Annotated in this window: 14 protein-coding genes; 5 read left to right on the plus strand and 9 right to left on the minus strand. The window is 44.5% G+C overall.

Annotation, left to right across the window (positions count from 1 at the left end; all coding sequences use genetic code 11):
- Window positions 1-253 precede the first annotated feature (253 nt).
- Window positions 254-445, plus strand: coding sequence for a DUF2986 domain-containing protein (locus tag GWI56_RS07010; RefSeq protein ID WP_113941341.1), 192 nt, complete (start codon window positions 254-256; stop codon window positions 443-445).
- A gap of 19 nt (window positions 446-464) precedes the next feature.
- Here the strand turns inward: GWI56_RS07010 and GWI56_RS07015 are convergent, their stop codons facing one another.
- The 4 genes from GWI56_RS07015 to GWI56_RS07030 form a co-directional block, all read right to left on the minus strand.
- Window positions 465-977: a M23 family metallopeptidase gene (locus tag GWI56_RS07015; RefSeq protein ID WP_198572504.1), complete on the minus strand. Its 513-nt coding sequence runs from the start codon at window positions 975-977 to the stop codon at window positions 465-467.
- A gap of 37 nt (window positions 978-1,014) precedes the next feature.
- Window positions 1,015-1,605 (minus strand): hypothetical protein, encoded by a 591-nt coding sequence (locus GWI56_RS07020; protein WP_198572505.1) that lies wholly within the window; start codon window positions 1,603-1,605, stop codon window positions 1,015-1,017.
- A 12-nt stretch (window positions 1,606-1,617) separates the two neighbouring features.
- The gene (locus GWI56_RS07025; protein ID WP_198572506.1) at window positions 1,618-2,283 is read right to left on the minus strand and encodes a CHAP domain-containing protein; all 666 of its coding nucleotides are present in this window, start codon (window positions 2,281-2,283) and stop codon (window positions 1,618-1,620) included.
- Window positions 2,284-2,473: 190 nt separating this feature from the next.
- Window positions 2,474-3,817, minus strand: coding sequence for an anaerobic C4-dicarboxylate transporter (locus GWI56_RS07030; RefSeq protein WP_105251110.1), 1,344 nt, complete (start codon window positions 3,815-3,817; stop codon window positions 2,474-2,476).
- Between the two features lie 264 nt (window positions 3,818-4,081).
- Here GWI56_RS07030 and GWI56_RS07035 point away from each other — a divergent pair, with 264 nt between their 5' ends.
- Both GWI56_RS07035 and GWI56_RS07040 read left to right on the plus strand, forming a co-directional pair.
- A complete protein-coding gene (locus tag GWI56_RS07035) occupies window positions 4,082-5,260 on the plus strand; it encodes a monodechloroaminopyrrolnitrin synthase PrnB family protein (RefSeq protein WP_198572507.1) in 1,179 nt (392 codons plus the stop codon).
- Between the two features lie 4 nt (window positions 5,261-5,264).
- On the plus strand, window positions 5,265-6,386 hold the full coding sequence (locus GWI56_RS07040) for an aminotransferase class V-fold PLP-dependent enzyme (protein ID WP_198572508.1): 1,122 nt from the start codon (window positions 5,265-5,267) through the stop codon (window positions 6,384-6,386).
- Window positions 6,387-6,551: 165 nt separating this feature from the next.
- On the opposite strand, the gene GWI56_RS21695 is transcribed toward GWI56_RS07040, so the two are convergent.
- Complete coding sequence (locus GWI56_RS21695) at window positions 6,552-6,875, minus strand: YceK/YidQ family lipoprotein (protein ID WP_105251113.1); 324 nt, start codon at window positions 6,873-6,875, stop codon at window positions 6,552-6,554.
- Between the two features lie 258 nt (window positions 6,876-7,133).
- On the opposite strand from GWI56_RS21695, the gene GWI56_RS07050 reads away from it, so the two are divergent.
- Entirely contained in the window at window positions 7,134-8,330 is a 1,197-nt protein-coding gene (locus GWI56_RS07050) for an HNH endonuclease (protein ID WP_198572509.1), read from the plus strand.
- A gap of 16 nt (window positions 8,331-8,346) precedes the next feature.
- On the opposite strand, the gene GWI56_RS07055 is transcribed toward GWI56_RS07050, so the two are convergent.
- Together GWI56_RS07055 and glnA are read right to left on the minus strand one after the other, a co-directional pair.
- A complete protein-coding gene (locus tag GWI56_RS07055) occupies window positions 8,347-9,237 on the minus strand; it encodes an IS982 family transposase (protein ID WP_198572510.1) in 891 nt (296 codons plus the stop codon).
- 435 nt (window positions 9,238-9,672) lie between these two features.
- Window positions 9,673-11,082: a glutamate--ammonia ligase gene (glnA, locus tag GWI56_RS07060; protein WP_113941334.1), complete on the minus strand. Its 1,410-nt coding sequence runs from the start codon at window positions 11,080-11,082 to the stop codon at window positions 9,673-9,675.
- A gap of 1,010 nt (window positions 11,083-12,092) precedes the next feature.
- Between glnA and typA the strand changes: the two genes are divergently transcribed.
- On the plus strand, window positions 12,093-13,904 hold the full coding sequence (gene typA, locus GWI56_RS07065; RefSeq protein ID WP_105251119.1) for a translational GTPase TypA: 1,812 nt from the start codon (window positions 12,093-12,095) through the stop codon (window positions 13,902-13,904).
- A gap of 112 nt (window positions 13,905-14,016) precedes the next feature.
- On the opposite strand, the gene GWI56_RS07070 is transcribed toward typA, so the two are convergent.
- Together GWI56_RS07070 and GWI56_RS07075 are read right to left on the minus strand one after the other, a co-directional pair.
- Window positions 14,017-15,042, minus strand: a complete 1,026-nt coding sequence (locus GWI56_RS07070) for a diguanylate cyclase (protein ID WP_198572511.1) — start codon at window positions 15,040-15,042, stop codon at window positions 14,017-14,019.
- 459 nt (window positions 15,043-15,501) lie between these two features.
- The gene (locus tag GWI56_RS07075; protein ID WP_105251122.1) at window positions 15,502-15,918 is read right to left on the minus strand and encodes a hypothetical protein; all 417 of its coding nucleotides are present in this window, start codon (window positions 15,916-15,918) and stop codon (window positions 15,502-15,504) included.
- Between the last annotated feature and the right edge of the window lie 21 nt (window positions 15,919-15,939).

Genomic DNA, 15,939 nt, shown 5'->3' on the forward strand with positions numbered 1-15,939 from the left:
GTATGAATAAATTGCGACACAGCACTCGGTATCGAGAGGTTTTACCGTAAAGGACATACATATAGTGCGAGTTTATGTCGGTAAGGCATTACCTTGTTTGGCATTTGTCTTTGATTTAGGAGACCTATGCTTTAGTCGCAGGTTTGATTATTTGATTGGGCTACGCGTTTGCCTTAGTGCTTTCGATTGTCTGGCGTGTTGATGGAAGGCTATAATCGCGCCCCTTTATACCGTATCTCGCATTGGTGCCCTGATGAACCGTAAAAAGAAGATTAATCAAACCTTGAAGAGCAAGGCAAAAAAGGCCAATGCCAAACTGCAATCTAGCAATAAACCTAAATATATTGCGAAGGCAGAGAGAGAAGCATTAGCTGCGGCAGTTGAGCATGAAACCCCATCAAAAACCGCAGAACCTCAGCTTGATATTGCACTGCCAATAAGCTGATTAAAGTAAGTCGTTAAACCTATCGTGCAGTTAAATACTCGATAGGGTTTTGATAAAAGGCCTTTTTATAACCTTGGGTTGAAGTATCCATCAGCCACGGTTTAGGCAATAAGCTCAAAATGGAATAGTGCAAATGGGGCGGTTTACCTTGTGCATTACCCGTATCGCCGACAGTGCCCAAAGTGTCACCTTGGTAGGTAATCAATCCTGTGGCTGATTCAATTTGGGCTAAATGGGCAAAGTAATGAATTTGCCATTTAGGACCTAAACCAACCACCACATTTCCTCCTTTGAAGAAGTCACCTCGATACAAGATCAGCATAGGCGTTGGCGCAATCACTGCGGTGTTTTTGGCGGCGAAAATATCTATCCCCTTGTGAACGCCCGATGGACCCCAAGGTTCATACCAAAAGGTTTGGCTGTTCCAATCTTTACTGCTGGCACCTTTTACTGGGATCGCGGGTGACTCAGGGATCAGATAACCACCAAGTAGCAGTAACGTCAGTGCTAATCCAACATATTTCAATTTCATTTTTTATCCTGCATTAAGTGTTTGCGTACCTTAAGTTTTAATGAAACTCGCTAAATTCCCGCCAACTTTCAGGATATTGCAAGCGCTCAGTTTCTGAGAGTGATAGCCAATAGGGGCGCCAAAAATAGCTGCACCAAAAGTCGATATTACCTTGAAGACTGCCGAGAGTATCGGGATCGATATTGGGAAAGCTTTCCCATGGATTGGGCGGGGCAGATTTGAATCTGATTAATGCTTCTAGCAAGGGTTTGTCATTGGTCACTAAGGTTATGCACACACCCGCAAAATCGTCATATTGGTTCAGTAATACGCAGGTCGCTTGGGTTGGATGTTCGATAAAACCGTTAAAGTTGACCGTTTGCTCGGGCAATGTGTTAAAGCCTGCCTGGCTAAGTAAAGTGTTTAAGGCCTCTTTCCCTTGGTAAGTCAGCAAGCAATGCAATTGATAAGCAAAAATATCTGCTCTGTCCATAGGTACAACGAGTGGATAGGTTTGTATGATTGGCAAGCTGATATTGGGCATCTGGGCTTGATGAAAAACAGTGTGTAACTCAGTTTGTGGCCTAGATTGCTTGAGGCTATCACTATTACGCGCAAGGCGTTGTTTAATCCAAGTTAATACTGACATTATTGTTATTTCTCAGTGAACCTTACTGGGGAATGGCGTATTTGCGGATTCTGCAATCGGGGATGTTGTGATTTCCTGGGCCTGCCATCTTAACCAACCTTTTACTCGAGGCGCATCAATATACCAGAGGCCGTTTTGTTGAATTAATGCCAACCGTTCGCGTGATGGGCCAAAGGGGCCGGGATTTTGCTGGGCAATTTCAATACTGCTATCGGTAACTGAGGCAATGATCGCAACATGACCATAGGGGTTAAATATCCATGGAGAAAACACGAGTAGATCATCCTGCATAGGTTTGGTCTGACTCGCATTAGTGTATTGCCGCATAGCGCGTTTTTCATTCCACATGCCATCGCTTAACTTGTTATCAAAAAAGTCTCTAGCATGGCCTAAAGCGTCAGGCATTTTATGCTGGTAGCGTTGGTAAAAGTAGCGCTTAACAAATTCAACACATTGATATTGAATACCTAAGTTATAACCATCTATAGATAGGTTACGTCCTGAATGAGTATTAACTCCTCCGTTATAATAGATATTAACCCCGTTTAGAGTGTCGATGACTTCTCCTACTTGATGGTGGGAATTAAAGTTAATCCGAGTTATCAGACTGTAGGCACAGTATACGAGCCCCATCAGTATCGCGAAAAAAGCTAATAAAATGGATAAGCGTCTAATCATCTTTAGTACGGCAAGCTAAAAAGCGTTGTTGAGTAAGATACTTATCTCACTTTCGGGCTGCGTATTTTATGTTCTGAAGAACATGGACGTCTAGGGTATGGATTTTATATTGGCACAGGTTAATACTTTTGTGTGATCTAAGGTTATCTAAAACAAAGGCCGCATCAGCGGCCTTTGTTATTTGTGGAGGTTAGAGTAAAGCGGTTGCGAGTAGATAACCGACAGCCGATGCTGTCGCTACACCGATAAAGCCTGGAATGATAAAGCTGTGGTTAATAATGAACTTACCTATTTTAGTCGTACCTGAACGGTCAAAGCCGATACAGGCCAGATCACTTGGATAGGTTGGTAGCACGAAATAACCGTAGCTTGCAGGGAGGAAGGCGATTAAGAGTTTTGGATCGACCCCTAAGGCGAGTCCCATAGGTGCGATTGCTGTAAGTGCTGCCGCTTGGCTATTAACAAGCTTAGAGATGAGAAACAGCACTAAGGCATAGGTCCAAGGCTGGCTTTGTACTACATGGGATAGGTTTTCCTGCAGTACATCCATATGGCTGATGAAGAAAGTATCACTCATCCAAGCCACACCAAATACTGAGAAAATTGCCACCATGCCCGCTTTAAAAACGGGGCCATTAGAGATGTTGGTCGGTTTGACTTTACAGGTCATCAGAATAAAAGCACCTGCAATTAACATCATCATCTGGATCACTAAGTTCATCGAGAGTAAGGTCGACTTACCTTTAACGTCAAAGGCGGGACGCAATTCACTAAATGAACCTAACAGTACCACAGCAGCGATAGCGGTGAAGAAAATCCCCGTTGCCCAGTAAGCTTCCTTCGGATATTTTTGATTTAACAGGGTTTCGCTCTTGTCATAGATAAAGGCTCTTTGGACTGGATCTTTTATGCGTTCTTGAAATTCTTCATCTTTATCTAAATCTTTACCACGACGCAGACTCCAAAGTGCAGCAGCCATGACACCGCAAAGCGATGCTGGCACTGACACCATTAAAATTTCGAGCAGATTGTAAGCGCGGCCTACACCCTGTTGTGATGCCAGAATCGACACCATAGACACCACTGCTACCGACACAGGCGAAGCGCAAATCGCCATTTGTGAGGCGACAGAGGCCACCGCCATTGGGCGCTCTGGGCGAATATTTTTCTTCAGCGCGATATCGGAAATAATTGGGAACATGGTGTAAACCACATGGCCAGTACCGCAAAGGAAGGTCAGCGTCCACGTGGTCAGCGGCGCTAGAATCGTGATGTATTGTGGATGACGGCGCAGTAAGCGCTCGGCATACTGCATCATCACATCTAATCCACCCGCGGTTTGCAATACGGCTGCACAGCCAATGACTGCAAGTATGGTTAGCATAACTTGCACTGGCGGTTGTCCCGGCGCTAAACCGAAAACAAAAATCAGTAAAAATAAGCCAATACCGCTGATGAGGCCGAGTCCCATGCCGCCGTAGCGGGTACCTAGCAGTAGGCAGCTAAGCACTACTATAAATTCCATTAAAATCATCCGATTTACCTCTGCGGAACTTACCGCTTAGCTATTAGTTGAGTGATGAGTGTCTTCAGGAACATTCTGCGGAGTAAAAGTGTTTGAAAAATTGCGCTGGCGCATGGTGTAAATAAAAAATGGCATTAGTTTTTTCGGAAATTTGACCTAACGCTAGAAACACGTGGCGATAAGTTGCATTCTGGTTACGAGTTTTACGGATTGGGCTAACGCTTTGAGCTCACTCCGTTTAAAAGAACGATAACAATACTCAAGGATAAGCCCGTGAAACCTGCCACCTTTAATACCGAAGCCTTTGATGATTGGATCCGCAGCCGCTTTGTGGAACTCAATTCCGAGCTAGAACTGCTTTACTACCAACAAACAGATCGGGCCAATGTGCTCGATATCGGCGCAGAAGCTAAGTTGGCGCTGGAGAGCGAAGGGCGAGAGTTGATTAAAACCTTGCTCGATGAGGGGAATACTGATGAAGGTTTCGACAGTGCCTTCGATTTACTCGGCAATGTGGGCTTGTATATGGCGGCCTGTCGGCGCCATGAAATTACCGAGCCCTCGCGGGAAACAACATCGCCATTAGCTGAGGCTTCTGCGCTCGCCATGCATATTGGCGCTTCAATAGGCGTCACGCCGCGCTTTGCCACCGCACATTTAACCACGCACAATCGTGCCCACAATGGCATTTATAAGCGCTTTACCGATCTGAGCGCCGAAAAGCTGTTTGTGGATTACAACACTAAAGGCATTTTGGCCTATAAACGCGCCGCCGATGCGCTATTAAAGATCCAGCCTTTGGGCATTTCCCATCCCATCAGTCACGATTTACTGCGAGTCGCTAAACAGGCATTGCAAGATGTGATTGAGTCGAATACTCAATTATTCAACCGATTAGATACTGACCGTTTCTTTTACTGTGTTCGTCCTTACTACAAACCTTATCGGGTGGGTTCAGTAATCTATCGCGGTGCCAATGCAGGTGATTTTGCTGGAATTAATGTCATCGATTTAACGCTAGGTCTTTGTTTTGCAAACGAAGCCTCCTATTCACAAATGCTGGTGGACAAGTTTTTATACATGATGCCGGAGGATCAACAGATATTGCGCGAGTGCATGCGTCGGCCGAATTTGATGGATGACTTCCTGCAGGCAAAAGACTGCTCAACCCAAGATTGGTATCAAGAAAACTTGCGACTCTTTATCGAAGTCTGCGAATTACATGGCGAGACTGCGATTCAGCACCATAATGAGTTAGTAACTAAATATATTGCTGAGCCTTCGACAAGTATGGAGCAGCAGCATTTAGCTAAAGTTACCGCGAGTGGTCCGCCACTGCATGTGCTACTCGGCTCATTGGAGCGACTCAGAGACAGACGCGCCGCCGTTCAGCGCAGCGATATTCGGACTCGTTATTGTGATATTAAAAAACTAAAAGAGAGTTTGAGATAACACTATGTTTGAAGATTTTAAAAAGGACTTTTACCTAGCAGGTCCAGGATATCTATTAAACCATTCCGTTGGCCGGCCATTAAAATCGACCGAGCAGGTCTTTAAAGAAGCCTTTTTTGCGCCTTGGCAAGAGTCGGGGCGTGAACCTTGGGGCCAGTGGTTGGGTGTGATTGATGATTTTACCTTTGCTTTATCTAAGTTATTTAATGGCCACCAAAAGGATTTTTGCCCTCAGGTCAATCTTTCCAGTGCGCTGACTAAAATTGTCATGTCCCTCGACAGATTGAACCGCGAACACGCCGTTGTGTTAATGAGTGAGATTGATTTTCCCAGCATGGGTTTTGCCCTTAAAAAAGCGCTGCCTGCCAGTTGCGAAGTACGCTTTATTTCTAAAGGGCTCGATATCACCGACCCGAATGTGTGGGATGCGCATATCAGCCGCGATGTGGATCTGGTGTTTGTCAGCCATGCTTACTCGAATACGGGGCAGCAGGCGCCATTAGCCAATATTTTCACTATAGCCCGTGAGCGAGGTTGTTTGAGCTTAGTGGATGTAGCGCAATCGGCGGGGATTATTCCGCTGGATCTTGCGCGCCTACAACCCGATTTTTTAATCGGTTCGAGTGTGAAATGGCTCTGCGGCGGCCCTGGTGCTGCCTATCTTTGGGTTAATCCCGCCATATTGGAGAGTTGTCAGCCTAAAGATGTGGGTTGGTTTAGCCACGAGAATCCGTTCGAATTTGATATCCATGATTTTCGTTACCAGCATTCCGCACTGCGCTTTTGGGGAGGGACACCATCAATCGCGCCTTATGCCATTGCCACCCATAGCATTCATTATCTTGCTGGTTTAGGTACTCCGTTGCTGCGTAAATACAATCAGCAATTGATTGATGCTGTGGCGCAAGAGCTCGACCATGAGTTTGTGTCGCCGCGGGATACTGAAAAGCGCAGCGGCACGCTTATTCTACAGTTTGGTAAACAGCAGCATCAAATGATGACGGCATTGGCGAACGCGAATATTAGTGTCGACGCCCGCAGTATGGGGATCCGGATTTCTCCGCATATTTATAACAATATGGCTGATATCAAGTTGTTACTTGATGTGATTAAAGCAAATCGCTAACTTAAATGATTTAAAATGGCTTACTAGGCTAGGTTGTACTACGTAATTACAACTAACAAGGCACAACACTCATGGAGGCAAACCGCGACATGGTCGTTCCCGTATGCCGGCGTTAACTCACCGTCACACAGGCAACTTGAGGTTATTTATTGGGTGCGATCATGCTTAAATCTTGTAGTCATAGCGGCAGACCATGGGGCGTGGGGTGTGGAGCTTGGGATCGCTGGGCGTGATCGCTAAATCTGCAGGTAGCATAACAGTATCGATGATCAACGCACTGCTCATATCAACGAGTGTCAGCGGGATGGTAAAGAGCAGCAAGGGCGGGGCCGCCAACGCGGAGATAATCATACACTCCTCGCCATTATCAACAGCCGTTTGCACACTTGAGAAAGAATGACCCCAAGTTGAATCTTCTCCCATCCTCGACGTTATCGTTGCACATCCCGTGAGAGAACAGCACACGACCAACCAAGTCAACCAACGCATAACCACTCCATTGTTTATATGTGAAAAACTGCATTGCTTCGGTATGATCTACTCACTTGATCAACTGAGAGCGTTAGTGATGTGGAACCAGATCTGGTTTCATTTGACGCCAACCTGTTCTGTTTCAACAGCTTGGCATTCTAGCTATATGATTATATCTGTCAATTATTCATCAACAGAAACGAGATACAGCCAACCTCAATAACCTAGTTGTTATTCAAGGCATTTTAGCCAGAGCTGGTTGTAGGCAAACTGAAAGTGCATTATGTTTTTGATCTAAAATGGATGGCCGGATTTTTTGTTGATATTAGTAATACCAATAGGTCACATATGTTAAATTGTATATATTGTGAACATGAAAAATTTGAATCAGGGAAAGGCTCAGAAGAGCACGCCATTTTGTCTTCGTTAGGTGGACGAAAGCTATCTAGAAACGTTTGCTGTGAACGTTGTAATAATAGGCTAGGCAAAGCTATTGATGACGGATTATCTTCTAGGCTTAGTATCATTTCGACTTTATTGAATATAAAAACTGGTCGTAATAAGGGGGTGCCAGTTCAACAAGGTATAGTTAAATTGGGGGACGAATCCTATAACCTGTTACCTACAGGGGAGATGATTAGAGGAAAAGTCGAAAAGCAATGGAAAACAGAACTTGGGAAAACGAAGTTTCATATTGTGGCTAATACGGAAGAGCAAGCACTAAAAATTATTGAAGGTCAATTAAAGTCTCGTGGAAAATCTCTTGATGATATAGAAATGGGGACAGTAACCGAAGTTACTCAATATGGAGCTACAATTGATGGAATATTTTCATTTTGTGAAAACGATCTAAGATCAGTAGCCAAAATGGCATTAACAATGTTAGCTACTAAGGTATCACCTTCAAGGTTGCGTGGCTCTGAGTTTACTAATGTTATTAATTATATTAATGGTAGTGACTTAAACGCAGAAGATATTGTATTTTCGGATACCAACACGATTTTTCCATCTCAATATAAGGTTTCTAATATTAACCACCGTATATTTATATACTCTTCTCAAACTGAAGGTTTAGTTGTTGCTTTAGTCGAGTTATATGGTGGATTTAGGTTTAGTATATTGCTTTCTAGACAGTGGACAGGGCCTAGTATTTCTTGTTGCTATGCCATAGACCCTGTGTCACAAGATAAAATCGATTCAAACATAGAGGCTAATCTTGAATTAGAAGCTGTATTAGCTAGTCGAGGCTGCGTTATGTCGAAAGCGATTGAACAATTAAAACCTTTATTTGATCATATTAGCGCTTTAGATATTCAGCGAGAGGAGCAGCGAATTATTGATTCGGCGATGGCAAAATATGGAATAGAAGTTTTGGATGAGCATTGTGATGACGTGGTCTTCCAAACCATAGTAAAGGATCTAGTTGATATGTATTTAAAAAGGTCGAGTACGCAGAGTCGTAAATTATTCTAACAAACCTGAGATCGGTTTAACGAGCCATAACTGTAATAGCATTAAACTCCCCGTTAGTGAGGTTCAGTTGTGGCTTATTGTCTTTCAATTGATAGGCGATGAGTCCCCCAATCATATTGAGCATAAAACCATGTACGCTGCGGTGTCTAGAGTGCTCTATTTGAGAGATATTTTTTAACTGGTCGTTGATGGTTTCTATGATGAAGCGTCTCGACAGCATCGCTCTATCCCACAACGACATCGCTTTTGCTTTCATATTCTTACGCACGTTTGTCACCAGTGTGACGCCTTTCTCCAGCAATTCACTGGACAGCGCTTTACTGATATACCCTTTATCTGCATAGAGTTTGTTCATGTCACGGTGCACCATCTCGTTCACCAGTTTTGTGTCATGTACATTCGCTGGGGTCACTTTGGCTGCCACTATTCCGCCTTGATGATTCACAATCAAATGCAGCTTAAAGCCATAGAACCACCCCATGGTGCCTTTACCTCTGCACGCCAGTCCCGCCAAGGTTTTATGCCGATGAATACGTAGGTTATGGCACACTTTGATGTTAGTTGAATCAACAAATTCAATGCCAGTGGGGTCACTCTTGAGGCTGGCAAAGTAGCTGCAAAGCGGCACTAAAGCCTTGGGCATCACCTCAAGAAAGCGGGTATAGCTGAGTAAATTAGGAAAAGCAGATTTGTAGAAATGAGCCAGATAGCCGATGTAGAAGTTCTTGAAATCACGGTGGTGGGACATCTGAAAAAGTATGATGATGGTCATCACTTCGCTCATCGTCATACGGCCAGCGCGTTGACGCTTGCGTGTGCCATCGGTTAACAGCGTTTTTTCCCATTCTGGAATGAAAACAGCGCAAAAATCATCGACATCGCAAAACACTTCCACTAATTTATGCATAGGCCCTCCGGTGTGATGGGGTTTCTCTTGGTCGAAAGATCCGATCACTTGGAGGGCTATTAGTTCAACATTTCTTATCCCGAGTTCAGGTTAACAAATGTGTTGAATGAGTTTTTACATTCCTGAGATAATTCATTGTCAGCTAATGCAGCAAGGCAATCAGTACACTTCTGTCCCCAAATGAGTTAGTGAATCACTCTCCAGACTGATTCACGCTCACTCCTAAAAGCCCCATTTTCGCGCTGTTTATGGCTGTTCTGAGGCGGTTTTTTTTCCCTTAAGATGAATCAAATCTCTGGAGAACTGATTCAACAGTAGTTTGATTTCGTTGCATTATTAAAATAGCAATACAAAAAAGCCCCAACAGCAAAACTCTTGGGGCTTTTATACTTTATGCATGCATTTATACTGTGAGTAATTACATGCAGTTAGCCATTACAGGCTGTAGTACATTTCAAACTCAAGTGGGTGAGTTGTACGTGCTACGCGCTCAGCTTCTGCTGTTTTCAGTACGATATAAGATTGGATGAAATCTTCACTGAACACGCCGCCTTTTGTCAGGAACTCATGGTCAGCTTGCAGATTTTCAAGGGCGTTTTCTAATGACGTTGCCACTTGTGGGATTTCAGCCGCTTCTTCTGGAGGCAGATCGTACAGATCTTTGTCCATCGCTTCACCTGGGTGGATCTTGTTTTGGATACCGTCAAGACCCGCCATTAGTAGCGCTGCGAAACCTAAGTATGGGTTTGCATGTGGATCAGGGAAACGTGCTTCGATACGACGGCCTTTAGGGCTTGGTACCACTGGAATACGGATTGATGCAGAGCGGTTACGGGCAGAGTAGGCCAACATAACAGGTGCTTCAAAGTGTGGCACTAAACGCTTGTAAGAGTTCGTGCTTGGGTTAGTGAAAGCGTTCAGCGCGCGAGCGTGCTTGATGATACCACCTATGTAGTACAGAGCCGTTTCACTTAAACCTGCGTATTTGTCGCCAGCGAACAAGTTAACACCGTCTTTCGCCAGAGATTGGTGAACGTGCATGCCGCTACCGTTGTCACCAACGATGGGTTTAGGCATGAAAGTCGCCGTCTTACCGTAAGCGTGTGCCATGTTGTGCACTACGTACTTCAGAATCTGGATTTCATCCGCTTTCTTAGTCAAGGTGTTGAAGCGAGTTGCGATTTCGTTTTGACCTGCAGTCGCCACTTCATGGTGATGCGCTTCAACCACTTGGCCCATTTCTTCTAACACTAAACACATAGCGCTACGTAGGTCTTGTGATGAGTCAACCGGTGCAACTGGGAAGTAACCGCCTTTAACAAATGGACGGTGACCTGTGTTGCCGCCTTCGTAGCTAGTGCCTGAGTTCCAAGCCGCTTCTTTAGCGTCGATCTTAACGAAACAACCTGACATGTCAGTACCGAAACGGACATCGTCAAATAGGAAGAATTCTGGTTCTGGTCCAATCAATACAGTATCAGCGATACCAGTAGAGATCAGGTAAGCTTCTGCTTTTTTAGCAATTGAACGTGGGTCACGGTCGTAACCTGTCATAGTGCCGGGTTCAAGAATGTCACAACGGATCAGCGCTGTGGTTTCTTCGGTGAAAGGATCCAGTACGAATGTCGTTGGATCTGGCATCAGTACCATGTCTGATTCGTTAATGCCCTTCCAACCTGCGATAGAAGAACCGTCAAACATTTTGCCGTCTTCGAAGAAATCAGCATCTACCTGATGAGAAGGAATAGATACGTGCTGCTCTTTACCTTTAGTGTCGGTAAAACGTAAATCAACGAACTTAACTTCTAATTCTTCAAGTTGCTTTAAAACTGATTCAACTGACATTCTCAAGCCTCCGGTAGGGTAAAGGGATGCCCCTTCTATAATCTTTTAACTCAAGTGATTTATCTTGAGCCAAACTTACGAGCTATAAAGCGATATCCATGCCAATAATTTAACTTACTGATTAACATGGTTTAAAATCTTTGTTGCACTTAATTGGATTCGCGTGTGCACCATAATAGTGCTTTTGTCTGTGGCATTTTGGTGCATTACTCCATTTTGGTGCGCACTGAATTGATTCATGCAAACCTTAAGCTGGGATGCACAGCGATAACATGCACCGCTTATATGGCAATGAGATGGCAATGACACTTTGGCTTTCACTATCTCAGTAAGTACTGCCTCTGTGAAGCTCGCACATACTTTTAGCACAGAACGGGACTATTTATCACCGCATAACCGCCGCATAATTGTCATAAAACCACGCTAGTCTGTCCAACTATGCCACGCATTATCAATCCAATAGTGGTTTATTATCATATTATTAGGAAAGAGTTCGTTCTCATGTGCGAAATGTCTTTGCTGTTCACAGGCCAAGTGAAATCAGTGATGCGTAAAAAGGTATCCCGTGACAATGAAGTGAGTCTTAATGTCATCGGGTGTAAACGCCAACATGAACGTTAGATCAAGTGTGCCGCAGAATTTATTGCAGTGTGTTCACGTGGTAATTTCTCTGTACCTAAGTCGATTTTGCTGATGCTTAAATCGACATTAGCAGGGCTAACATTGAATACGAAAAATAGCAAATTCAGCTGCTTAACTCAGATTTTTCCTATGAATATGACAATTAAACAGAGCGTTAACTCTGGCTACAGAGGATTTCACTCAGTGGATGATTGGCAGGAATTACCCAAGGATTGGCGGATTGTTTTATAAGTGTTCAAAAATAATCCTGTGCGCCAAGGCCGCTCTGGAGTAGAATGGCACGCTTTTTATTGTGGTAGATCGAGCTAGATCACCATAACGAATTACTGAAATATCCCTATTTTTGTTTGATGGTAAGAGGTTTATCCGTGCTAGAGAATTTACGTAACATCGCCATTATTGCACACGTTGACCATGGCAAAACGACCCTGGTAGACAAGTTGCTGTCACAGTCAGGCACCCTTGCAACCCGAGGAGAAGCCACTGAGCGGGTGATGGACTCCAACGATCTTGAAAAGGAACGTGGGATCACGATTCTGGCAAAGAATACTGCCATCAAGTGGAACGACTACCGTATTAACATCGTTGATACCCCAGGCCACGCCGATTTCGGTGGTGAGGTTGAGCGTGTTCTATCTATGGTTGACTCAGTATTATTGCTGGTTGATGCCGTTGACGGTCCAATGCCACAAACTCGCTTCGTAACGAAGAAAGCGTTTGCTCAAGGCCTAAAGCCAATTGTTGTTATTAACAAAATTGACCGTCCAGGTGCACGCCCAGATTGGGTTATTGACCAAGTATTCGACCTGTTCGATAACTTAGGTGCAACTGACGAGCAGCTAGATTTCCCAATCGTCTACGCTTCTGCGTTAAACGGTTTTGCAACTTTAGATCCGGATGTAGCGAGCGATGATATGACGCCGCTGTTCCAAACTATCGTTGAAAAAGTATCTTTCCCAGATGCTGACGCCGAAGGCGCGTTCCAGATGCAAATTTCGCAAATCGACTACAACTCATACGTGGGTGTTATCGGTATCGGCCGCATCAAGCGTGGTAGCGTTAAAACTAACCAACAAGTGACTATTATTGGCGCTGATGGCAAAACTCGTAACGGTAAAATGGGCCAAGTATTAGGTTACATGGGTCTAGACCGTACTGAAGTTGAAATTGCTAACGCTGGCGACATCGTTGCTATCACTGGTTTAGGCGAGCTGAAAATTTCTGACACTATCTGTGCCGTTGGTGCAGTAGAAGCTATGCCACCTTTGACTGTTGATGAACCTACTCTGACCATGACTTTCCAAGTTAATACTTCACCTTTTGCAGGTAAAGAAGGTAAGTATGTGACTTCACGTAACATTCTGGAGCGTCTGCAAACAGAATTAGTCCACAACGTGGCACTGCGTGTTGAAGAAACAGAAAGTCCAGACCGCTTCCGTGTATCTGGCCGTGGTGAATTGCATTTATCAATCTTGATTGAAAACATGCGTCGTGAAGGTTACGAGTTAGCCGTATCACGTCCAGAAGTTATTCTGAAAACTATCGACGGTGAACTGTGTGAACCATTTGAAACGTTAACTGTTGACGTTGAAGAAGAAGATCAAGGCACAGTAATCGAGAAATTAGGTACCCGTAAAGCTGAAATGAAAGACATGCAGCTTGATGGTAAAGGTCGTGTACGTATCGACTTCATCATCCCAAGCCGTGGTTTAATCGGTTTCCAAACTGAGTTTATGACTGCGACTTCTGGTACTGGTCTAATTTATCACTCATTCGACCATTACGGTCCGCACAAAGGTGGCGATATCGGTCAACGCGCTAACGGCGTATTGATCTCTAACGCAACGGGTAAGGCATTGACCTTCGCACTGTTCGGTCTGCAAGATCGCGGTCGTCTCTTTATCGGCCACGCCGCTGAAGTATACGAAGGCCAAGTGGTTGGTATTCACGCTCGCTCAAACGATCTGACAGTTAACTGTTTGAAAGGTAAGCAGCTGACCAACATGCGTGCTTCTGGTACTGACGAAGCCCAAGTGCTGACTACGCCAATCACAATGACACTTGAGCAAGCGCTTGAGTTCATTGATGATGATGAATTAGTTGAAGTAACGCCTAAGAACATTCGTGTTCGTAAGAGACACTTGACTGAAAACGATCGTAAGCGCTTTAACCGCGGTTAATGCCAGCCTGTTGATTCAGGTGACACGCCCTTAAGGTGAGTCTATCGGTTTAAAAAGCCCTGCATAGGAAACTGTGCGGGGCTTTTTGTTAGGATAAATTGAGTAATGGGTATTAGTAGTCCTCATCCATCACCCGTATGCAATTGCGGCCAGCGGATTTTGCGCGGTAGAGGGCGGCGTCCGCTTGGCGAACGAGTTCTAAAGCATTTTGTTTGTTAGAGGGTTGCAGATAGGCGACGCCTGCGCTCACTGTTACAATCCCAAGGTCGGTATTTGCATGCGGAATGGCAATGGCTTGGATCAGTTGATGGATGTGCTGTGCTGTCTCAAGTACGGTTTGATTATCGACATTTGGTAATAGAATGACAAATTCTTCGCCGCCGTAGCGAGCGACTAATTCGCCCGCTCTGCGACCGGACTGGGACAGTGTACTCGCTAATTGTTTAAGGCAATCATCTCCGGCGAGGTGGCCATAGTGATCGTTAAATTGTTTAAAGTGGTCAATATCGAGCATGATGAGGGCCAGTGATGAATTGCTCCTTTGTCCACGACTCCACTCCGTTTGTAACATCATGTCAAATAGGCGGCGATTGCCGATATTGGTTAAACCGTCGGTATTGCTGAGTATTTCAAGTTGCCTATTGGCTTCTGCCAGTTCACTAGTTCGAGCTGTGATCATGGATTCAAGTTCGACGTTACGCTCCTCTAATCGCGCGATCGGGTAAATCTCCCCTTTGTGGGCTAAGCCGTAGGGGATGGATATGCCACTGTGGACAATCATCCAGTCGTTGTTTTCTCGGTGAAATATCAACACTAGCCGTGCTGTTTCGCGGGAAAGCATAGGATTAGGGATAGGTAAGTGGATATGGAAAAAGGCAGTCACAACCACGAGGTTGTCGGCAAGGTCTTGTAAAGAAAGATCTAACATTTCGATGTGGATTCGCTCAGGCACTTGTGCAAAGTCCTGACGAGTGATTCGCACCCACTCTTCCCTGCTGGTGACAAGCTGGTCACTGCTCCCTGCATAGCCGCTAAAGTTATCACTAAAGCGACGAGTTAGCCTGTCATCACGGGAGGCATACATCTCAATATATTCGTCAAATAACGAATGGATCAATTGCTGTCGGTCGGGTCGCATAGGTTAGCTCCGTTGGGGAACATAAAACCATTTTTCTAATATCCGTATAGGAATATTATCTGCGATAAAGTCTAGCTGTTGCCTGATTGTAATCAATTTTATGACGTATATATTAAAAATACTGTAGAGAGTGATGTAAGCCATTATCTGCAGTATGTTTTGTGAGACAAAATTTTTGCATTCACCTAATGTATCATTTAGCCCAAGTATTATTTAACACAAGCCTGCTGGGATTATTCAAAATCAGGCAAAGCTTGTTGGTATTGCTTAGCAGGGGTTGCTGATGAGAGGTTACTGGATTGCGTTAGCTGAGTGTGTCACTAGGCGGCACGTGAGGTCTTTTCTGGATAGTATTACTTGGCAGTGGCTTTATTGCTGACGCCTATCATCGCTGTGGTGCGACCGAGGACGTCGGGATACTCGATAGGACTTAGAGCCCTATCGAGTGAGCAGTCAAGCTTATGACTTAGCTTTATCTGCCAATTTTACCGCATTGACACTTTCACCTTTGAAACTGATAGTCACATTTTTCTGAGCGACTTCATTATCTTTTAGCAAAGTCTTAGTGGTTTCTGCCAGCATTGGAGAAGCTGCATTTAACGCACTAAGATCATAGGCCCAAACTTCTAGATCCGCTTCATTATAAGTACTAGCAGGCGCACCTAATTTTTCAGTGATTGTTTGCTTGGTTGAGCCTTCTTTAATGCCGAATGTATTTTTAATCGCTTCATTCGTTGCGCTGTCTAACGCATTGGTTGCCGTATCATTCACTGTGTCAGTGACAGATTGAGTTGCTGATTTAACGATTGAATCGAATGGGCCAGCATAAGCAAATAATGGCAGAGCAGTAAGAGCGATCAATAATGATTTTTTCACACAATAATTCCTTTGGTTAAT

Origin of the sequence: Shewanella sp. DW31, assembly GCF_015767295.1 — a bacterium.
Classification (GTDB): domain Bacteria; phylum Pseudomonadota; class Gammaproteobacteria; order Enterobacterales; family Shewanellaceae; genus Shewanella; species Shewanella oncorhynchi.